The sequence below is a fragment of the Dyella jejuensis genome, from assembly GCF_044904675.1.
Taxonomy (GTDB): Bacteria; Pseudomonadota; Gammaproteobacteria; order Xanthomonadales; family Rhodanobacteraceae; genus Dyella_B; species Dyella_B jejuensis.
In genome coordinates this window covers 1-19,059 of the sequence record NZ_JADIKJ010000022.1, presented here as the reverse complement: position 1 = coordinate 19,059, position 19,059 = coordinate 1, and the positions used below count along the sequence as shown (strand labels likewise).

The window sequence follows — 19,059 nt, the reverse complement described above, 5'->3', positions numbered from 1 at the left end:
CCTTGTGCGGTCGATCGAATGCGATATCGCTTCTGCGCATATTGTATGATTATATACACGCATTGGCGGATGGGCTTTACGCGCTGCAGCATGAACGCGACGCGGGGAAAAAGCGAGCGATGCATCGTAAAAAAAGCCGCGCGGATGTATCCGCGGTAAAGCGCCAAAGCAAGTGCTATAAGCAGATGGTATGACAAATAGATGGGTCCATTGTTGTCGCGGCGCGCTGGCCTTTTCCACGCACTCCATGCGCGCAAGGATTTTCGCAATGCAGCATATTTTCATCCGGCCAGGTAACGAGCCCGCACATCGATGAGAACCGCCAACGCCCGCAATCTGCACGGCCATGTCACCCAGGAACTGGGCGTGCGCATCGTCAGCGGCGTGCTGCGTCCGGGCGAATCCCTGCCGCGGGAGGATGTGCTGGCCGAGCAAATGGCCGTGAGCCGGACCGCGTTGCGCGAGGCGATGCGCGTACTATCCGCCAAGGGCCTGGTCGAAGCGCGCCCGAAGGTCGGCACGCGCGTACGCGAGGAGCGCTATTGGCAACAACTCGATGCCGACGTGCTGGCCTGGCGTTGCGCTTCGATGCCCCCGGCCGACTTTGTGCAGAAGCTGGTGGAGATGCGCGAGATATTCGAACCCGCTGCCGCTGCTTTCGCCGCGCGCCGCTGCGATGCCGCGCAGTTCGAGCGCCTCGAGGCGGCCTACCAGGCGATGGAGGCCGCACGTACCAGTGATGAGTGGGTCGAAGCGGACCTGGAATTCCACGAAGCCGTACTGGTCGCTACCAATAACGAATTGATGATCTCGCTGTTCTCGGTCGTGGAGACGGCGCTCGGCTCCTACTTTGTACTGTCCGCGCGCAAGAGCGGTGACTTCAAATATTCGCTGCCTTATCACCGCAAGGTGTTCGAGGCGATACGGCGGCGCGAACCGGAAGTGGCGCGCCGCGCCATGCAGCAGATGATCCTCGACTCGCGCGCCAACATGACCGGCAAGCGCCGCGCCAGGAAAACCCTATGAACCACGACGTAGCATTGATCGGCCTGGATTGGGGCACCAGCAGCCTGCGCGCCTATCTCTACGCTGCCGGCGGCAACGTGGTGGCATCACGGCAGCACGCATGGGGCATCCGCCAGCTGCCGCAGGGCGGCTTTCCGGCGGCGCTGTGCGCGATCACTTCCGGCTGGCCGCCATGCACGGTGATCGCCGCGGGCATGGTCGGCAGCCGGCAGGGTTGGCGCGAAGTGCCTTATGTCGGCGTGCCCGCGGACAGCGCCGCCATCGCGCGCGGCATGCTGCGGGTGGATGCCTGCACCAGCCACGCGCTGTGGATCGCTCCCGGCCTGTGCCGCAATGATCCCGCCGACGTCATGCGCGGCGAGGAAACACAAATTATCGGCGCGCTGGCGCAGCGGCCGGACCTGGCAAGCGCGTATTTCGTGCTGCCCGGCACACACAGCAAATGGGCTGCGGTGCGCGACGGTCGCATCGTGGCGTTCGATACGGTGATGACCGGCGAGTTGTACGCGCTGCTGATGAAGCATTCCATTCTTGGCGCCGGCATGCCGGCCGAATCCACGCTGCCGTTCCCGAACGATGCCTTCGCGCGCGGCTTGCGCACGGCCAGGGACAGCGGCGCGGCGGGTGTGTTCAGCCGCTTGTTTTCGACCCGCGCACGGATGCTGTCCGGACAGCTTGCCGCGGATGAGGTGGCCGATTTCCTGTCCGCACTGTTGATCGGCGAAGAATTCCGCATCGCGCAACTGCGCGACGGCGACGCTGGCATGGCGCCGCTGTACCTGATCGGCGAACCATCGCTGTGCCAGCGCTACGCCACGGCCGCCGTGTATTTCGGCTACGCCGCGCCGACGATCGTCGACGACGCAGCCGCACAAGGACTGTGGCAACTGGCTGCTGCCGCCGGCTTGCTGGCACAGGCAACTTTTCACTCTTATTTCGGAGTAGACGCATGATCCGCGCGTGGCTAGATACTCTTCCCCTGGTGGCGATTCTCCGCGGCATACGCCCGGAAGAGGCGCTGGACATCGGCCACGTGCTGGCCGATACCGGCTTTCGCGTGATCGAAGTGCCGATGAACTCGCCCGAGCCGCTGGAAAGCATTCGCCGGCTGGCTTCGGCGCTGGGCGACCGCTGCCTGATCGGCGCCGGCACGGTGCTGCGTACCGAACAGGTGGCGCAGATCGCCGCCGCCGGCGGGCGCGTGGTCGTGATGCCACATGCCGATACGGTCGTGATCGCAGCCGCCAAGCGCGCCGGCCTGTATTGCATACCGGGCGTGTCCACTTCCACCGAGGCTTTCGCCGCCATGCAGGCCGGCGCGGACGCGATCAAGCTGTTTCCGGCCGAACTGCTCACGCCGTCCGTGCTCAAGGCATGGCGCGCCGTGATGCCGCGCGAATGGGCAATGCTGCCGGTGGGCGGCATTACCCCGGAATCGATGGCGCCCTACCTCGCTGCCGGCGCCAGCGGTTTCGGCCTCGGCTCCGCCCTCTACGCACCCGGCCGCGACGTGGACGACATCGCCCGCCGCGCCCACGCCTTTGCCCAAGCCTGGAAGACACATTCGCAAGGAACCTCCGCATGAAGATCACCCGACTCACCACTTTTCTCGTTCCGCCGCGCTGGCTGTTCGTGCGTGTCGACACCGACGAGGGCATCTGCGGCTGGGGCGAACCGGTCGTGGAAGGCCGCGCGCATACCGTGGCGGCGGCGGTGGACGAACTGGCCGATTACCTGGTCGGCAAGGACCCGCGCCATATCGAGGATCACTGGAGCGTGCTGTACCGCGGCGGCTTCTATCGCGGCGGCCCCGTGCTGATGAGCGCCATCGCCGGCATCGACCAGGCGCTCTGGGATATCAAGGGCAAGCATCTGGGGGTGCCGGTGCACACCTTGCTCGGCGGTCCGGTGCGCGAACGCATCCGCGTGTATTCGTGGATCGGCGGCGATCGTCCCAGCGACACCGCCAAGGCGGCGAAGGACGCCGTCGCGCGCGGCTTCACCGCGGTAAAGATGAATGCCACCGAGGAAATGCACTTCGTCGATACGCATGCCAAGGTGCAGCGTGTGCTCGAAAACGTGCAGGCGGTGCGTGACGCGGTGGGACCGGATATCGGGCTGGGCCTGGATTTCCACGGCCGCGTGCACAAGCCGATGGCCAAGGTGCTGATGCGCGAGCTGGCGCCGTTCAAGCTGATGTTCATCGAAGAGCCCGTGTTGTCCGACCACCTGGAATCGATCCCCGAGCTGGCGTCGATTTCACCTGCGCCGATCGCGCTGGGCGAACGGCTCTATTCGCGTTACGACTTCAAGCGCGTGTTCGCGATCGGTGGCGTGGACATCATCCAGCCCGATCCATCGCATGCCGGCGGCATCACCGAGACGCACAAGATCGCAACCATGGCGGAAGCCTACGACGTGGCGCTGGCCCTGCATTGTCCGCTCGGTCCGATCGCACTCGCCGCTAATCTGCAACTCGATGCGATCTGCCACAACGCCTTCATCCAGGAACAAAGCCTGGGCATCCACTACAACGCGGCCAACGACCTGCTCGACTACGTGACCGACCGCAGCGTGTTTGCCTACGAAGACGGCTATGTTTCCATTCCCGGTGGCCCAGGATTGGGCATCGAGGTGAACGAAGCCTACGTCGCCGAACGTGCCGCCGTGGGTCATCGTTGGCGCAATCCGATCTGGCGCCATACCGACGGTAGCGTCGCCGAGTGGTAAGCCGCCCTCCTTCTGCGAGATTTCCTATGTCTTCGTTTGCCACTTATCCCAGCCTGGTCGACCGCGCGGTGCTGGTCAGCGGCGGCGCCACCGGCATCGGCGCGGCGTTCGTCACGCACTTCGCCCAGCAGGGCGCGCGCGTGGCGTTCCTCGATATCGACGAGAAAGGCGCTGCCGCCTTGCGCGCCGCGCTGCCCGCCACGCGCCATGCGCCGGTGTTCCTGCCCTGCGATGTCACGGATGTGCAGGCATTGCGGCAGGCCATCGGCGCGGCGCGCGCGCAGATCGGTACGATCGGCGTGCTGATCAACAATGCCGCCAACGATCGCCGCCATCGACTGGCAGACACCACGCCGGAGGAGTTCGAGCAAAGCATCGCCGTGAATTTGCGCCATCAGTATTTCGCCACCCAGGCGGTCGTGGCCGGCATGCGCGAGTTGGGCGGCGGGTCGGTGATCTGCCTGGGTTCCACCGGCTGGATGATCAAGAACGCCGGCTATCCGATGTATGCGATGGCGAAATCGGCCGTGCACGGCCTGGTCAACGGACTGGCGCGCGAACTCGGCAAGGATCGCATCCGCATCAATGCGCTGGTGCCGGGCTGGGTCATCACCGACAAGCAGCGCGAGCTCTGGCTCGACGAAGCCGGCGAGCGGGAGATCAAGCACAAGCAGTGCATGCCGGGATACCTGGCGGCGGACGACCTCGCGCGTGCGGCCCTGTTCCTCGGCGCCGACGACAGTGGCATGTGTACCGGACAGGATTTCATCGTGGACGGCGGCTGGGCATGAGCCTTACCGCTGCCCTGGTGCTCGATGCACGCAATACGCTCGGCGAGGGCGTGACCTGGTGCGTGCGCAGCCAGTCGCTGTACTGGACGGACATCCATGCGTCGACGCTATGGCGTTTCCGCCCCGCCGATAGCAGCACGCGCCATTGGAACATGCCCGAACGCCTGGCCTCGTTCGCGCTGTGCGACGACGACGACTGGTTGCTGCTGGGGTTGGCCAGCGGGCTGGCCTTCTTCCATCTGGAAAGCGGTGAAACGATCCGGATCGCCGAAGTCGAGCCTGGGTTGCCCACGCGCCTCAACGATGGCGCCTGCGATCGCCAGGGCCGCTTCGTGTTCGGCACCCTGCACGAGCCGGCCGCCGGCGAGGCACGCCGGGCGGCAGGCGGCTTCTACCGCCTGCACGACAACCTCGTGCTCGAACCATTGCCGCTGGGCCCGGTCGCGATCAGCAACAGCATCGCTTTCAGTCCCGATGGCGCCACCATGTATTACTGCGATTCGATGCGGCGCATCGTGCATCGCTGCCGCTACGGCGACCGCGTGACGGATGCATGCGTCCACGTCGATTTGTCGCGGCAGCAAGGCGAACCGGATGGTTCGGCAGTCGACAGCGAGGACGGCCTGTGGAACGCGGAATGGGGCGCGGGACGTGTGGTGCGCTACGACTGCCACGGCAAGCCGGACATGGTGGTGGCAGTACCGACCCGGCAACCGACGCGCGTTGCCTTCGGCGGCGAACACCTGAACGTGCTTTACATCACCAGCGCGCGCGACGGCCTGACCGCGCAAGCGCTGACGCAGGATCCGCAAGCAGGGGGCCTGTTCGCCGTCGAAGTACCGTTCACCGGCATGCCCGAACCACGTTTTGCAGGCCGGCCCGCATGAGCCGGCTCTTTTCTCGCGTCGCCATCACCCAAGTGCCCGCCGAGGCATCCACGCGACGCATCCGACTGGGGAGTCATCCATGAATGCCATTGCCACACCCGCCGCCACGCACGCCAAGGCGACCGCGATATTCACTTGCGTGCTCGCCGCGCTCGCCGGACTCATGTTCGGCCTCGACATCGGCGTGATTTCCGGCGCCACACAGTTCATCCAGAAAGATTTCGCCATCTCCGACCACATGATCGAGTGGATCGTCAGCGCCATGATGTTCGGCGCCGCGCTCGGCGCGCTGCTGGCCGGATGGATGTCGGCCTCGCTGGGCCGCAAGCGTTCGCTGATCCTCGGCGCCGTGCTGTTCGTGGTGGGATCGCTGTTGTGCGGCTTCGCCTGGTCGCCCTACACGCTGATCGCCGCGCGCGTGGTGCTCGGTCTGGCGATCGGCATTTCAACCTTCACCGCGCCGCTCTATCTGGCGGAGGTGGCGCCGGAATACATCCGCGGAGCGATGGTGTCGCTGTACCAGCTGATGATCACCATCGGCATCCTGGTGGCGTTCCTTTCCGACACCGCCTTCAGCTACAGCGGCAACTGGCGCTGGATGCTGGGCATCATCGCGATTCCGGGCATCCTGTTCCTGTTCGGCGTGTTCTTCCTGCCCGACAGCCCGCGCTGGCTGATGATGCGCCAGCGTGATGCCGAAGCACTGGATGTCCTGCAACGCCTGCGTGGCAATCCCGATGCCGTGCAGCGCGAAGCGAACGATATCAAGGAACAGCTGCGCACCCCCCAGCGCGGCTGGCACTTGTTCCTGGAAAACAGTAATTTCCGCCGTTCGGTCGGGCTTGGCGTGCTGCTGCAGTTGATGCAGCAGTTCACCGGCATGAACGTGGTGATGTACTACGCGCCGCGCATTTTCCAGGACATGGGCTACGACACGCATTCGCAGATGTGGTTTACCGCGATCGTGGGCCTCACCAATGTGTTGGCTACTTTCATCGCGATCGGCCTGATCGACCGCTGGGGACGCAAGCCGATCCTCTACACCGGCTTCGCGGTGATGGCGATCGGCCTGGGCGTGGTCGGCAGCATGATGCGCCTTGGCATCGGCACCCACGCCGGACAGCTGTTCACCGTGGGCATGCTGCTGGTCTTCATCGTCGGCTTTGCGATGTCCGCCGGTCCGCTGATCTGGACGCTGTGTTCGGAAGTGCAGCCGCTCAAGGGCCGCGACTTCGGCATCGGCTGCTCCACCTTTACCAACTGGATCGCCAACATGATCGTCGGCGCTACCTTCCTCACCCTGCTCAACACCTTCGGCCACACGCAGACCTTCTGGCTGTATGCCGCGCTCAACCTGGTATTCATCGGGCTGACGTTCTGGCTGGTGCCCGAGACCAAGGGCGTGACGCTGGAACAGATCGAGCGGAACCTGCTGGGCGGCAAGCGCTTGCGCGACATCGGCCGCTGACTCGCTGAAAAACAAAACACTATGCATCGGGCGCCGGGCGCCCGATGCAGGCAAAGCGCTTTACTTGGGGATTTCCGGCCGACACGCGCGGCCGCGCACCACCTACAACAGCAACGACTTTCGGCACGTCAATCATCCACGCATCACGTTGTCGCCTTGCGCGACACAGGAGATGTTCCATGAAACTTCCGAAGTTCTGGCCGGCCTGGGGTTCCCGGTTCGTCCTGCTGATCGCCCTGCTGCTGGCTGGCGGCACGCGGCCTGCCCACGCCGCCACCGGCACCCTGCTCACCGGCAGCACGCTCTATCCGCGCGTCGTGCGCCTGGAGCATGGCCCCGCTTCCGTCAACGGCATGCTGGTGGCAAGCACCAACGGCATCATCTTCCAGAGCACCAGCAACGGTGCCAGCTGGAACCTGATCGGCCCGGTGCCGACCATCAGCGGCAGTACCGAGCAATGCTGCGCCACGCTTTACGAACTGCCGCAGCAGGTGGGCGCGCTGGCCGCCGGCACCTTGATGTTCGCGGCCACCTATACGATCGGCAACAGCTATGCGATCGAGGTATACACCAGCACCAACCAGGGCGTCAGCTGGAATTACCACAGCACGCCGGTGCAGGGCGGCAATACCGGGAGCAGCGCGCACGGCCTGTGGGAACCGCAGTTCGAGGTCGCCAACGATGGCGGGCTGGTCATGTTCTGGTCGGACGAGACGGATGCCTGCTGTAGCCAGAAGCTGGCGCAGATTCGCACCTACAACGGACAGTCATGGCAGGACCAGACCAACACGGTAGCCAGCACTGTCTCCTCGGACCGGCCGGGCATGGCCACGGTCAGCAAGCTGCCGGACGGCCATTTCTTCATGAGCTACGAATTGTGCGGGCCGGCCGCCTGCACGGTGTTCTACCGTACCTCCACCGACGGCTGGAATTTCGGTGACGCCAGCAATACCGGCACCAAGATCGCCACCGCCAGCGGCCAATACTTCGAGCACGCGCCGCTGAATGCATGGAGCCCGTCGGCCATCTCCAGCAATGGCGCGATCGTGCTGGTCGGCCAGGTGATGTACGAATCCAGCGGCAATGTATCGGCGTCCAACGGCAAGGTATTGTTCGTCAACACCAACGTGGATGGCGCAGGCAACTGGTACACCATCGCCGCACCCGTGCAGGTTCCCACCGCCTACGACAACTACTGCCCGAACTATTCGTCGGCGCTGCTGCCGGCCACGGATGGCTCGAACATCCTGGAGCTCGCGTCCGACTACAACAACGGCGGCTGCATCACCTACTTCGCCAGTGAATCGTGGAACAACCTGCCCGCCGACGGCTCCATGCACGTGTTCCACAACCTGCAGAACACTTCGCTGTGCCTGGACAACACTGGCTGGTCCACCGCCAATGACACCAGCGCGGAACTGTGGGACTGCAACGCTGCGCCAGTGCAGAACTGGATCGTGCATGCGCAGGGTGGCGGCTGGTACAGCATCCAGAACCAGCAGACCGGACTGTGCGTGGACAACACCGGCGGCAGCACGTCGCCGGGGAACCTGGTCACGCTGTGGGGCTGTGCAGGCAATGCCAACCAGAACTGGCTGTTCATGGACCTGGGCAACGGCACCTACAAGCTGATGAACCAGGCCTCCGGCTCGCTGATGCTCGACGACACCGGCGGCTCGACCACCGAAGGCACGCAGTTGCAGATATGGACCGACAACGGACTGGCCCCGCAGCAGTGGATGCTTGAATGAGATCGCTTTTCCGGTGAATGAAGAGGCCGGCCATGCGCCGGCCTTTTTTATCTCGATCGCGAGCAGCTTCAGGCCTGTCCACGCGAGGCTGGGACGAGGGCCGCCCATCGAGCAAACCCAGCTGGAAAGGCAGGCCGCGGCGGCCATGATGGGGGCCACCCTCCTCGCTGCATCCAAACGGCGACCCCACTCGTACTCCTTGTCATGACCAAGGACAACGAGCGCAACACGATGCAGCCACCCACCTCGGCAGGCCGGATCCGCTCCGGGCTGCACATGATTTTCTGCGCCGCGCTGCTGGGCGGTTTCAGCAGCGCCGCCTCTGCGCAGGACACGCAGCATTACGAAGGGACGGCTACCCATGTCGATGGGCACGTCATCTACGAGGAAGAACACTTCCTGTTCGACGACCATGGAGTCCGCACGCGGCTGGTGCTGTATCGCTGTCCTTCCGGCCAGCCGTTCGCACGCAAGTGGGTGCGCGACGTGCCGAATGCCGAGGCGCCCGACTTCGACCTGGTCGATGCGCGCACGGGTTATCGCGAGGGCGTCCGGGGCAGCCAGGGCAAGCGCGAGATCTACGTGCAAGCCGACCGCGACGCGCCGCTGCGCTCGGCCCCACTGGCCGAGTACGCCAACGCGGTGATCGATGCCGGCTTCGATGCTTACGTGCGGGATCACTGGAACGACCTGGGCACATCAAGCGGTACCCGCATCGTCTTCGCCGTGCCCAGCCGGCTCGACTACGTGGCGCTGCGGCTCGACGACGCGAACAGCGGCGCACGAGGCAGCGTGCGGCATCTGCGGTTGAGCATGGACGCCTGGTATGGCTTCGCCGTGCCGTCGATCGAACTGACCTACGCCACGGCCGACCGACGCCTGCTGCGCTTCGAGGGCCTCAGCAATATCCACGATGCAGCAGGGAAAGAACAGCGCGTGCGCATCGATTTCAGCCGGTCGGCCAGCGTCCCCGCCCCCAGCCCGCAGGACATCCAACGGGCGGCCGCGCTGCCGCTGGCGCAGACCTGCCCGGGTTGATGCCTCTGGCGTGCATCCAAGCCGCCCGCTCTTCCGTATAGGTCAGTGACACGCACAGGACTCGACCATGCACCCGTACCGGAACAAGCTCGATATCGACCAAAGGCCACCCATGGCCTCCCGCCCGACGACCACTGCCGCCTTGCGCAGCTGGTTCGACACCCAGGCGGCCGCGGCCGTGCCCAGTGAGCGCGAAGACCGGGTCGACTGGCTGCGCGCGATTCCCTTCGTGATTCTGCATCTGGCGTGCCTGGCGGCGTTCTGGGTGGGCGTGTCGCCCACCGCCATGGGGGTGGCGGCAGCCATGTATGCCGTGCGCATGTTCGCGCTGACCGGCTTTTATCACCGCTATTTTTCCCATCGCACATTTCGCACGTCGCGCGCGCTGCAATTTTTCTTCGCGCTACTGGGGTCCACTTGCGTGCAGCGCGGCCCGCTATGGTGGGCCGCGCACCATCGTGCCCACCATCGACACGCTGACAGCGCGCTCGATCCGCATTCACCGAGCATGACCGGCTTCCTGTGGAGCCACATGGGCTGGTTCCTGACCCCGCGCGCTTTCCGCACCGACCTGGCGCGCGTGCCTGACCTGCGCCGCTATCCCGAACTGCGCTGGCTCGATCGCTATGACACGGTCGCCCCGATCGTGCTGGCCGCGCTCCTGTATGGGCTTGGTGCGCTGCTGCACCGCGTGGCACCCTCGCTGCACGTAACGGGCGGACAAATGCTGGTATGGGGATTCTTTATCTCCACGGTGGTGCTGTTCCACGCCACCGTCACCATCAACTCCCTGGCGCACCGCTTCGGCCGTCGCCGTTTCGAGACCGGCGACAACAGCCGCAACAATCTGTGGCTGGCGCTGATCACTTTCGGCGAAGGCTGGCACAACAACCATCACTTTTATCCCGGATCGACGCGCCAGGGATTCCGCTGGTGGGAAATCGACCTTACCTGGTACGGCCTGCGGCTGCTGGCGGCATGTGGATTGGTGTGGGACCTCAAGCCGGTGCCGGCGTGGGTATCGGCCAAGGCGAGGCACTGAACCATGCGCATCGCGATCATCGGTGCCGGCATCGCGGGACTCGCCTCGGCCTACCGGCTTTCGCGCCGGCACGAGGTGACCTTGTACGAGGCGAACGATTATCTCGGCGGCCACACGCATACGCACACCGTGCAGCAGGACGGCCGCTGGTACGACATCGATACCGGATTCATCGTCTATAACCCGACCCACTATCCGTTGCTGACCCAGTTATTCGACGAACTGGGGGTGGCGAGCCGCCCTACCACCATGAGTTTTTCGGTGCACAACGCCGCCACCGGACTGGAATACAACGCCGCCGATTTCGATACATTGTTCTGCCAGCGCCGCAATCTGCTATCGCCGCGATTCCTCGGCATGGTAGGCGACCTGATGCGTTTCTATCGCGAGGCGCCGCAATTGCTCGAACGCCCCGGGGTCGGGCCGACCTTGGGCGAATACCTCGACCAGCACCACTATGGCGCGGCCTTCCGCGACGATCATCTGGTGCCGATGGCTTCGGCCCTGTGGTCGTCGTCGGCCAAGCAGATCCTGGCCTTTCCCGCCCGCTATCTGGTGCAGTTCATGGCCAATCACCAGATGTTGCAGGTGTCGGGCCGTCCCCAATGGCTGGTCGTACAAGGCGGCTCGGCCAGCTACGTGCGCGCGATGCAGGCGCGCTGGCGCGCCCAGGTGCGCCTTTCCACTCCAGTGCGCGCGATCCAGCGCGGCGACGATGGCGTGGACGTGTTCACCGCCTCGGACCGTGAAACCTTCGATCACGTCGTGCTTGCCTGTCACAGCAACCAGGCACTGGCGTTGCTCGCCGATCCCAGCGATGACGAACACGCGGTGCTCGGTGCGATTCGTTATCAGATCAACGACACGGTGCTGCATACCGACGCATCGCTGCTGCCACGGCATCGCAAGGCGTGGGCGGCATGGAACGCCTATGTGCCCGACCGATCGGGCGATGCATGTACGGTGAGCTATTGCATGAACCTGTTGCAGGGCATCCGCTCGCGCGAGCCGTTCGTGGTGACGCTCAATCGCACCGAGGCGATCGATCCGTCGCGCATCTTGCAGCGGATGAGCTATCACCATCCGGTCTACGATCTGCACGCCGTCGCGGCGCAGAAGCGCAAGCGGGATATCCAGGGACGCCGCCGCACTTGGTACGCTGGCGCCTACTGGGGCTGGGGCTTCCACGAAGACGGCTTGCACAGCGCCATGGAAGTGGTCGACGCGCTGGATGCACAGACCACCTCCTCGCGCGCCGAGACCGCAGCGTGATGCACAAGCCGCCGCTAGCCAGCGCCGTCTACGAAGGCGTGGTGACGCATCGCCGCCATGCGCCGCACGCACATGCGTTCCGTTACCGCATGGCGCAGCTATACCTGGACCTGGACGAGATCGACAGCGTGTTCCAGCAACGCTGGTTCTGGTCGGCACGGCACCGCAACCTGGCCGAATGGCGCCGTGCCGATTACCTCGCTCCCGGCGATATGCCGCTGGCGCAGGCGGTACGGCAACGTATCGCGCAACAGACCGGGCATGCGCCGGGCGGACCGATCCGCTTGCTCGCGCATCCGCGCTATGCCGGCCAGGTGTTCAATCCGGTGAGCTTTTATTACTGCTATGCCGAGGATGGCACGACCCTGGATTGCATCGTCGCCGATATCACCAACACGCCCTGGCGCGAGCGGCATGCCTATGTACTGCCGGTCGCGAACGCGCAAGTGCACGGCCGTGCGCTGCATTGGCGCTTTGGCAAAGCCTTCCACGTTTCCCCGTTCATGGCGATGCAGCGTGGCTACGACTGGCGTTTCACCACGCCCGGCGACGATCTGCGCGTGCACATGAAGGTACTGGACGGCGAACGGCCGGAGTTCGACGCCACGCTCGCGCTGGCACGCCGTCCACTCGATGGCCGCTCGCTGGCGCGCGTGCTGTGGCGTTATCCGCTGATGACCGCACAGGTGGTCGCCGCCATTCATTGGCAGGCGTTGCGCCTTTGGCTCAAGCGCAATCCGGTTTACGACCACCCTGGCGGTCCGTTGCCGCCATCGTCTTCCACCAGCTTCGGGAAACTTCCATGAACGAACTCCTCGCCCCGGCCGCAGGCCTGAAGGAATCGTCTGCGTCCACCTTTGACCGTTTCCTGCGCGACCGGCTGCTCGAACGCATGCGCGGTATCCGGCACGGAACCCTGACGATCCACGACGCCTGGGGCACGGTGCAGCTGGGCGATGTCACCGATACGCATGCCTCCTTGCACGTGAATGTGCGTGTCGACGATGCCGCTTTCTATCGCGCGATCGCCGGGCATGGCAGCGTGGGGGCAGGCGATGCCTACGGCAACGGCCATTGGCGCTGCGACAACCTGGTGGCGCTGGTGCGGCTGCTGGTGCGCAACCGCAGTCTGCTCGATGGCATGGAAACCGGCATGGCCCGCGCCGGAGGCGCCTTGCTGAAACTGTGGCATGCGCTGCGCCGGAACACGCGCGAGGGAAGCCGCCGCAACATCGCCGAACACTACGACCTCGGCAATACCTTCTTCGCCACTTTCCTGTCGGACGACATGATGTATTCGTCGGCGCTGTGGACGGACGACGACGATACGCTGCAAAGCGCGTCCACGCGCAAGCTGGACACGATCTGTCACAAGCTGGATCTACGCCCCGGCCAGCGCCTGATGGAGATCGGCACCGGCTGGGGTGGCTTCGCCATCCACGCCGCCAGGCATTACGGTTGCCACGTCACCACCACGACCCTTTCGCGCGAACAGCACGCACTGGCGACGCAGCGCATCGCCGAAGCCGGGCTCAGCGACAAAATAAGCGTACTGCTGAAGGACTACCGCGACCTGGACGGTCAATACGACCGGGTCGTATCGATCGAAATGATCGAAGCGATCGGCGCGCCGTATCTGGAAACGTATTTCGCCAAGCTGACCGAACTGCTGGCACCGGACGGGATCGCCTTGATCCAGGCCATCACGATCGAGGATCACCGCTATACGCAGGCGCTGCGCTCGGTGGATTTCATCAAGCGCCATATTTTTCCCGGCAGTTTCATTCCCTCGATCAGCGCCATGCTGGCGGCCAAGGCGCGCGCGAGCGACCTGGCGCTGATCGACCTGGAAGACTTTGGCCGCTCTTACGCGCGCACCCTGCATGCCTGGCGCGAACGCTTCCTGGCCGCTGCGCCGGAGATTCGCGCGCAAGGTTTTGACGAGCCGTTCATGCGCCTGTGGGAGTTTTACCTTGCCTACTGCGAGGGCGGATTCCTGGAACGTTCCATCGGTGTCGCGCACCTGCTGTTCGCACGCCCCGCCGCGCAACCGGCCGGCGCGCGCTGGACCCCACGCGCAGGAGCTGCATGCGAATGAGCTTCTGGGGCAATCTCATTGGCTACCAACTGGTGTGGTTCGCCGCAGTCATCGGCGCCGCGCGCGGCGCGGCATGGCCCGGGCTCATCAGCGGCTTGCTGTTCATAAGTTGGCAGACAGTTACCGCCAAGCGTCCGGAGGTGGAATTGCGCTTGCTCGCGATAGCGTTGCTGCTCGGCATCGTGATCGACGGGGTCATGGCCCAGCGCGGCTGGGCGCGATATGCCACGTCGTCACCCGCGTTTCCGGAGCACGGCGCTCCGTGGTGGATTCTGGCGCTATGGATGTCGTTCGCCACCACACTCAATCGCAGCCTTGCTTATCTGCGCGACCGGCCATGGCTTGCGCTGGCATTAGGCGCGATCGGCGCACCGCTCGCCTATCTGGGCGCGCAGCGCGGCTGGCATGCCGTGGTGTTTGCTGCGCCGGCCTGGCGCGGCATCGGCTGGATCGCCGCCAGCTGGGCGTTGGCACTGCCGCTGCTGGCATGGCTGGCGCGCCGCCTTGGCGCTGCATCGCGCCCGTCTATCGCATCCATTTCCCCGGACCAGCCATGAACCTGTGGCTGCAATTGACGGTGCTCCTCGTAACCATGATGGCGCTGATGACGCTCGGCTGGCGCTGGCAGCAGCGGCACCGCAACGCGGGCATCGTCGACGTGCTGTGGTCGACAGGTGTCGGCCTGGGTGCTGTTCTGGCCGCCCTCACCAGCCGTGGCGCCGCGACGCCGCGCTGCATCGTGGGCGTGCTTGGCAGCATCTGGGCAAGCCGCCTGGCATGGCATCTGTGGCAGCGCGTTCGCCGCGAGGACGAAGACGGACGGTATCGCCAATTGCGTGCGCATTGGCGCGGCGATGCATGGAAGTTCTTCCTGTTCTTCCAAGGCCAGGCGTTATCGGTACCGCTGTTCGCGTTGCCGTTCATGGCCGCCGCGCGTAATCCGATGGCCGCCTTCACGCCAGCGGTCATGGTGGGCATCGCCATCTGGTGCATCGGCGTGGCGGGCGAATCCATCGCCGATCGGCAGCTCGCGCGCTTCCGGCATGATCCGGCCCATCGCGGCAAAACCTGCCGCGATGGGCTGTGGCGTTATTCGCGCCATCCCAACTACTTCTTCGAATGGCTGCACTGGTTTGCCTATGTCGCCCTCGCATGGGCATCGCCTTTGGCATGGCTGGCATGGTCCGGACCGATCGTGATGTATGTGTTCCTGCGCTGGATCAGCGGCGTCGCCTTCACCGAAGCGCAGGCCCTGCGCAGCCGGGGCGAGGATTATCGCGAGTACCTGCGCACCACGCCGATGCTGATTCCCTGGTTTCCCAAATCATCCTCTTCCAACAGGGGTACACCATGACGACCACCACCATGGCGAACGCCGAACTCGCCGCGGACCGCCCAGCCAAGGGTCTGCTCGGGCTGGCCGAGCGTGGCCTGCTTCCGGACGCACTGTTGCGCGCCGGCATCCGCCAGCTCTGCACACAACGATTGAAAGAAGAACAACGCAGCGGCCCCGAAGCACAGGCGTTGCGCCAGCAACAGCGCATCGATGAACTGCGGAACAGCCCGCTCGCCATTCACACCGATGCCGCCAATGCGCAACATTACGAGTTGCCCGCGGCCTTTTTCCACGAATGCCTGGGTCGCCGGCTGAAATATTCCTGCTGCTACTACCCCACCGGCAAGGAAACGCTGGAACAAGCCGAGGAGGCGATGCTGGCGCTGTACTGCGAGCGCGCCGGACTCGCCGACGGCCAGGACATCCTCGAACTGGGCTGCGGCTGGGGCTCGCTGACCCTATGGATGGCCGAACGCTATCCACGCGCGCGCATCACCACGGTTTCCAACTCCCGCTCGCAGCGCCAGCATATCCAGACTCAATGCGCGCTGCGCGGCTTCAATAATGTCCAGGTCATCACCTGCGACGTGAACGCGCTGGCGTTGCAGGTGGAAGCCTACGACCGCTGCGTATCGATCGAGATGTTCGAGCACATGCGCAACTACGAATCGCTGTTGGCGCGCATCGCCAGCTGGTTGCGCCCGGGCGGCAAGCTGTTCGTGCATATCTTCGCGCACCGTTCGTTGCTGTATCCGTTCGAGACGCAAGGCGAGGACAACTGGCTCGGCCGCCATTTCTTTACCGGCGGCCTGATGCCCGCGGTGGACACTTTGTTGTGGTTCCAGCGCGACCTGTGCCTGGAACAACGCTGGCTGGTCGATGGCACGCATTACCAGCGCACCGCCAACCATTGGCTGGCCAACCAGGACCGCGGCCGCCATGATGTGATGCGCATCCTGCAGGAAACCTACGGCATGCGCCTTGCGCCGCTATGGTTCCAGCGCTGGCGGATGTTCTGGATGGCCTGTGCCGAACTGTTCGGCTATGAACAAGGACAACAGTGGCTGGTCGCTCACTATTGTTTTGCGCGGCAGGACTGACACCATGCGTCCGTTATCGCACAGCATGCTCGGCCTGCTTACGGCGATCGCGTTCACAGGCTGCGCCGCGAACGCACCCATGCCGCACGTGGACCATCTCGATCTTCAGCGCTACATGGGCGCGTGGTACGTGATCGCGGCCATTCCCAGTTATCCGGAACGGCACGCCTACAACGCCGTGGAATCCTACGCGCTGCTGCCGGACGGAAAAATCCAGACTACCTTCCGCTTTCGCCAGGGCAGCTTCGATGGCCCGCTCAGGACCATGCATCCGGTGGGCACCGTTCGGCCCGGTACCGGGCAAGCGGTGTGGGGCATGCAATTCGTCTGGCCGATCAAGGCCGAGTACGTCGTGGCCTATGTGAATGCCGATTATGGCAACGTGATCGTGGCACGCAGCAAGCGCGATTATGTGTGGATCATGGCGCGCACGCCCGGCCTGCCCGAAGCGGTCTACCAGCAGTTGACCGCGCGCGTGGCGGCACTGGGCTACGATACGCACAAGCTGCGCAAGGTACCGCAACAATGGCCAGAGCCAGGGCCATGATGTTTATCGCCTGTCCTTCCCATGCCATCCTTGCACGCACGAACACGCTTGCTCCTGGTCTTTTCAGTCGTTGCCTGCCCTTTATTCTTTCAGGATCGCTTGCCCATGAGTGTTACCAGCGCCGCCGATCACGAACAACTCAAGCAGCTACTGTTGCGCATCGCCAAGCAGGATCGCGATGCGTTTGGCGAGCTCTACCGGCGCACGTCGGCACGGCTGTTCGGCGTGTGTGCACGCATGCTCTCCGACCGGCGCGAAGCGGAGGAAGTATTGCAGGAAGCCTATGTATCGATATGGCAGCGCAGTGCGAGCTTCGACCCGGCGCGCGCCGGCGCGATGACCTGGCTGGTGGCGCTGGTCCGCAATAAGGCGATCGACCGCTTGCGCCAGCACCAGGGTGCCGCGCTCGACCACGACTTCGACATGGACAGCCTGGCCGATGACGATCCGACGCCCGCGTCGAAGACCGAAAGCGGCCAGGATTACCAGCGGCTGGAGGACTGTATGGAACAACTGGAATCGCAGCAACGGCGCTCCATTCGCGCAGCCTTCTTCAGCGGCATCACCTATGGCGAACTGGCGGAGCGGGCCAAAGTGCCGCTGGGCACCATGAAAAGCTGGATTCGCCGTGGCCTGATGCAACTTCGCACGTGCCTTGAACCATGAACGCCGCATACGAAGACGACCGCAACAATCTGCGCTACGCCGAATATGTGCTTGGCGTACTCGATGCCGATGCACGCGCCGCTATCGCCCAGGAAGTAGCCAGCAGCGATGAAGCCGCCACCGCGGTGGCGCGCTGGCAACGGCATCTGATGCCGCTCGCGCAGACCTTGCCTGAAACAGCGCCGCCTGAGTATGTATGGACACGCATCCTGCACGCACTGCAATGGCAGGCGGTGCGCGAAACGGCGCCAAGGCGTTCCTGGCTGGAAAACCTGCGGCTGTGGCAATGGATCGGCATCGGCGCTTCCATCGTCGCAGCGGCATGCGTGGTGGTGATGCTGCGCACGACCACCGCGCCCCGGCACGAAGTGGCGGCGGTAAGCTTGATGGTTTCGAGCATCAAGCAGACCAACGGCGTGGCTGGCTGGACCGCGACCATGGATCTCACGCGCAAGGAAATGATCGTGCTGCCCGCGACGCCTGCGGCCATCGCCAGCAACCGCAGCACGCAGCTGTGGCTGATACCGGCCGGCAAGAAGCCGATCTCGGTCGGGGTATTCATCCCCGACGCACCCAACGTCATTCCGCTCAGTCCCGCCCTGCTCGCCCAGCTCGGCTCGACCGCCGCACTGGCGGTATCGCTGGAGCCGTCGGGTGGTTCGCCCACCGGGCAGCCGACCGGACCGGTGATCGCGCAAGGCGCCATCAGCGGCGCGCCACCGCCGCAGCCTGGCGGCAAGGTAGCGTTATCGTTCCCCGCCAATCGCGTGAATGCCACCGCCTATTTCCCTGCCGCGGTGGCAATACCAGCTGTCATTTTGCAACCTGCGAATGCTGCCGCAGCGCCCTCGCTTGACGGCGCCACGGCATGACTGGCTGAGCTTGCGTCCTCATCTGCCTGCACCGGAAGAACGTGTCGTGAACAAGTCCAGCCTGGTCTAGAGCATTTTTGATTTAAACATATACAACATGTAATGTACCCTCCGGTGTCGAGGAGGAGACGAACATGCATGCGTATTCGCAAGACCTGCGTGATCGAGTTTTGGGTGCATTGGAGCGAGGCGAAAGCCCGTCAGCGATTGCCAAGCGCTACGAAGTGAGCCGCCTGTGGGTGTACCAGGTGCGCCAACGCTGGGAAAAAGAGGGAAAGCGTCAAAGCTTGCCGGTGGAGGTCATCGGCGCTCGCGGATTGCGCACAAGGAAACGGTGATTCGCGGGTGGATTGAAAAGACGCCGGATCTGACGTTGGCGGAGTTGAGTGATCGTCTGGCTGCGGAGGGCATTGAGATCAAGGTGCCGGCGCTGTG

At 64.4% G+C, this 19,059-nt stretch carries 20 protein-coding genes; all 20 read left to right on the top strand.

Annotated elements, in window-relative coordinates:
- Positions 1 to 312 precede the first annotated feature (312 nt).
- The 20 genes from ISP15_RS16865 (at position 313) to ISP15_RS16770 (ending at position 18,962) form a co-directional block, all read left to right on the top strand.
- On the top strand, positions 313 to 1,026 hold the full coding sequence (locus tag ISP15_RS16865) for a FadR/GntR family transcriptional regulator (protein ID WP_404548955.1): 714 nt from the start codon (positions 313 to 315) through the stop codon (positions 1,024 to 1,026).
- Positions 1,023 to 1,979, top strand: a complete 957-nt coding sequence (locus ISP15_RS16860; RefSeq protein WP_404548954.1) for a 2-dehydro-3-deoxygalactonokinase — start codon at positions 1,023 to 1,025, stop codon at positions 1,977 to 1,979. The genes ISP15_RS16865 and ISP15_RS16860 overlap by 4 nt, the downstream gene beginning before the upstream one ends.
- Positions 1,976 to 2,611, top strand: a complete 636-nt coding sequence (locus tag ISP15_RS16855; RefSeq protein WP_404548953.1) for a 2-dehydro-3-deoxy-6-phosphogalactonate aldolase — start codon at positions 1,976 to 1,978, stop codon at positions 2,609 to 2,611. Before ISP15_RS16860 ends, ISP15_RS16855 begins: the two co-directional genes overlap by 4 nt.
- Positions 2,608 to 3,756: a galactonate dehydratase gene (dgoD, locus tag ISP15_RS16850; RefSeq protein ID WP_404548952.1), complete on the top strand. Its 1,149-nt coding sequence runs from the start codon at positions 2,608 to 2,610 to the stop codon at positions 3,754 to 3,756. The genes ISP15_RS16855 and dgoD overlap by 4 nt, the downstream gene beginning before the upstream one ends.
- 26 nt (positions 3,757 to 3,782) lie before the next feature.
- Entirely contained in the window at positions 3,783 to 4,547 is a 765-nt protein-coding gene (locus ISP15_RS16845; RefSeq protein WP_404548950.1) for an SDR family NAD(P)-dependent oxidoreductase, read from the top strand.
- On the top strand, positions 4,544 to 5,434 hold the full coding sequence (locus ISP15_RS16840; RefSeq protein WP_404548949.1) for an SMP-30/gluconolactonase/LRE family protein: 891 nt from the start codon (positions 4,544 to 4,546) through the stop codon (positions 5,432 to 5,434). Before ISP15_RS16845 ends, ISP15_RS16840 begins: the two co-directional genes overlap by 4 nt.
- Before the next feature lie 79 nt (positions 5,435 to 5,513).
- Positions 5,514 to 6,902 (top strand): sugar porter family MFS transporter, encoded by a 1,389-nt coding sequence (locus ISP15_RS16835; protein ID WP_404548948.1) that lies wholly within the window; start codon positions 5,514 to 5,516, stop codon positions 6,900 to 6,902.
- Positions 6,903 to 7,081: 179 nt separating this feature from the next.
- On the top strand, positions 7,082 to 8,653 hold the full coding sequence (locus ISP15_RS16830) for an RICIN domain-containing protein (RefSeq protein ID WP_404548947.1): 1,572 nt from the start codon (positions 7,082 to 7,084) through the stop codon (positions 8,651 to 8,653).
- A gap of 204 nt (positions 8,654 to 8,857) precedes the next feature.
- A complete protein-coding gene (locus ISP15_RS16825) occupies positions 8,858 to 9,691 on the top strand; it encodes a hypothetical protein (protein ID WP_404548946.1) in 834 nt (277 codons plus the stop codon).
- Between the two features lie 112 nt (positions 9,692 to 9,803).
- Positions 9,804 to 10,733, top strand: coding sequence for an acyl-CoA desaturase (locus tag ISP15_RS16820; RefSeq protein WP_404549003.1), 930 nt, complete (start codon positions 9,804 to 9,806; stop codon positions 10,731 to 10,733).
- A 3-nt stretch (positions 10,734 to 10,736) separates the two neighbouring features.
- The gene (locus ISP15_RS16815) at positions 10,737 to 12,005 is read left to right on the top strand and encodes an NAD(P)/FAD-dependent oxidoreductase (RefSeq protein WP_404548945.1); all 1,269 of its coding nucleotides are present in this window, start codon (positions 10,737 to 10,739) and stop codon (positions 12,003 to 12,005) included.
- Complete coding sequence (locus tag ISP15_RS16810) at positions 12,005 to 12,811, top strand: DUF1365 domain-containing protein (protein ID WP_404549001.1); 807 nt, start codon at positions 12,005 to 12,007, stop codon at positions 12,809 to 12,811. Before ISP15_RS16815 ends, ISP15_RS16810 begins: the two co-directional genes overlap by 1 nt.
- A complete protein-coding gene (locus tag ISP15_RS16805) occupies positions 12,808 to 14,103 on the top strand; it encodes a class I SAM-dependent methyltransferase (RefSeq protein ID WP_404548943.1) in 1,296 nt (431 codons plus the stop codon). Before ISP15_RS16810 ends, ISP15_RS16805 begins: the two co-directional genes overlap by 4 nt.
- Positions 14,100 to 14,660, top strand: coding sequence for a DUF2878 domain-containing protein (locus ISP15_RS16800; RefSeq protein ID WP_404548942.1), 561 nt, complete (start codon positions 14,100 to 14,102; stop codon positions 14,658 to 14,660). The genes ISP15_RS16805 and ISP15_RS16800 overlap by 4 nt, the downstream gene beginning before the upstream one ends.
- Complete coding sequence (locus ISP15_RS16795) at positions 14,657 to 15,457, top strand: DUF1295 domain-containing protein (protein WP_404548941.1); 801 nt, start codon at positions 14,657 to 14,659, stop codon at positions 15,455 to 15,457. The genes ISP15_RS16800 and ISP15_RS16795 overlap by 4 nt, the downstream gene beginning before the upstream one ends.
- Entirely contained in the window at positions 15,454 to 16,539 is a 1,086-nt protein-coding gene (locus ISP15_RS16790) for an SAM-dependent methyltransferase (RefSeq protein ID WP_404548940.1), read from the top strand. Before ISP15_RS16795 ends, ISP15_RS16790 begins: the two co-directional genes overlap by 4 nt.
- A 4-nt stretch (positions 16,540 to 16,543) precedes the next feature.
- Complete coding sequence (locus ISP15_RS16785) at positions 16,544 to 17,086, top strand: lipocalin family protein (RefSeq protein ID WP_404548939.1); 543 nt, start codon at positions 16,544 to 16,546, stop codon at positions 17,084 to 17,086.
- Between the two features lie 105 nt (positions 17,087 to 17,191).
- Positions 17,192 to 17,752, top strand: a complete 561-nt coding sequence (locus tag ISP15_RS16780) for a sigma-70 family RNA polymerase sigma factor (RefSeq protein ID WP_404548938.1) — start codon at positions 17,192 to 17,194, stop codon at positions 17,750 to 17,752.
- The gene (locus ISP15_RS16775) at positions 17,749 to 18,624 is read left to right on the top strand and encodes an anti-sigma factor (RefSeq protein WP_404548936.1); all 876 of its coding nucleotides are present in this window, start codon (positions 17,749 to 17,751) and stop codon (positions 18,622 to 18,624) included. Before ISP15_RS16780 ends, ISP15_RS16775 begins: the two co-directional genes overlap by 4 nt.
- Before the next feature lie 134 nt (positions 18,625 to 18,758).
- Positions 18,759 to 18,962: a helix-turn-helix domain-containing protein gene (locus tag ISP15_RS16770; protein ID WP_404548935.1), complete on the top strand. Its 204-nt coding sequence runs from the start codon at positions 18,759 to 18,761 to the stop codon at positions 18,960 to 18,962.
- The last annotated feature ends 97 nt before the right edge of the window (positions 18,963 to 19,059 follow it).

What these genes read in the sequence shown, in the direction of transcription:
- ISP15_RS16825 (WP_404548946.1), top strand. Translation starts at nt 8,858, where the DNA reads ATGACCAAGGACAACGAGCGCAACACGATGCAGCCACCCACCTCGGCA.
- ISP15_RS16835 (WP_404548948.1), top strand. Translation starts at nt 5,514, where the DNA reads ATGAATGCCATTGCCACACCCGCCGCCACGCACGCCAAGGCGACCGCG.
- ISP15_RS16805 (WP_404548943.1), top strand. Translation starts at nt 12,808, where the DNA reads ATGAACGAACTCCTCGCCCCGGCCGCAGGCCTGAAGGAATCGTCTGCG.
- ISP15_RS16790 (WP_404548940.1), top strand. Translation starts at nt 15,454, where the DNA reads ATGACGACCACCACCATGGCGAACGCCGAACTCGCCGCGGACCGCCCA.
- ISP15_RS16770 (WP_404548935.1), top strand. Translation starts at nt 18,759, where the DNA reads ATGCATGCGTATTCGCAAGACCTGCGTGATCGAGTTTTGGGTGCATTG.
- ISP15_RS16840 (WP_404548949.1), top strand. Translation starts at nt 4,544, where the DNA reads ATGAGCCTTACCGCTGCCCTGGTGCTCGATGCACGCAATACGCTCGGC.
- ISP15_RS16860 (WP_404548954.1), top strand. Translation starts at nt 1,023, where the DNA reads ATGAACCACGACGTAGCATTGATCGGCCTGGATTGGGGCACCAGCAGC.
- ISP15_RS16820 (WP_404549003.1), top strand. Translation starts at nt 9,804, where the DNA reads ATGGCCTCCCGCCCGACGACCACTGCCGCCTTGCGCAGCTGGTTCGAC.
- ISP15_RS16865 (WP_404548955.1), top strand. Translation starts at nt 313, where the DNA reads ATGAGAACCGCCAACGCCCGCAATCTGCACGGCCATGTCACCCAGGAA.
- ISP15_RS16810 (WP_404549001.1), top strand. Translation starts at nt 12,005, where the DNA reads ATGCACAAGCCGCCGCTAGCCAGCGCCGTCTACGAAGGCGTGGTGACG.
- ISP15_RS16830 (WP_404548947.1), top strand. Translation starts at nt 7,082, where the DNA reads ATGAAACTTCCGAAGTTCTGGCCGGCCTGGGGTTCCCGGTTCGTCCTG.
- ISP15_RS16845 (WP_404548950.1), top strand. Translation starts at nt 3,783, where the DNA reads ATGTCTTCGTTTGCCACTTATCCCAGCCTGGTCGACCGCGCGGTGCTG.
- ISP15_RS16800 (WP_404548942.1), top strand. Translation starts at nt 14,100, where the DNA reads ATGAGCTTCTGGGGCAATCTCATTGGCTACCAACTGGTGTGGTTCGCC.
- ISP15_RS16775 (WP_404548936.1), top strand. Translation starts at nt 17,749, where the DNA reads ATGAACGCCGCATACGAAGACGACCGCAACAATCTGCGCTACGCCGAA.
- ISP15_RS16785 (WP_404548939.1), top strand. Translation starts at nt 16,544, where the DNA reads ATGCGTCCGTTATCGCACAGCATGCTCGGCCTGCTTACGGCGATCGCG.
- ISP15_RS16795 (WP_404548941.1), top strand. Translation starts at nt 14,657, where the DNA reads ATGAACCTGTGGCTGCAATTGACGGTGCTCCTCGTAACCATGATGGCG.
- ISP15_RS16780 (WP_404548938.1), top strand. Translation starts at nt 17,192, where the DNA reads ATGAGTGTTACCAGCGCCGCCGATCACGAACAACTCAAGCAGCTACTG.
- ISP15_RS16855 (WP_404548953.1), top strand. Translation starts at nt 1,976, where the DNA reads ATGATCCGCGCGTGGCTAGATACTCTTCCCCTGGTGGCGATTCTCCGC.
- dgoD (WP_404548952.1), top strand. Translation starts at nt 2,608, where the DNA reads ATGAAGATCACCCGACTCACCACTTTTCTCGTTCCGCCGCGCTGGCTG.
- ISP15_RS16815 (WP_404548945.1), top strand. Translation starts at nt 10,737, where the DNA reads ATGCGCATCGCGATCATCGGTGCCGGCATCGCGGGACTCGCCTCGGCC.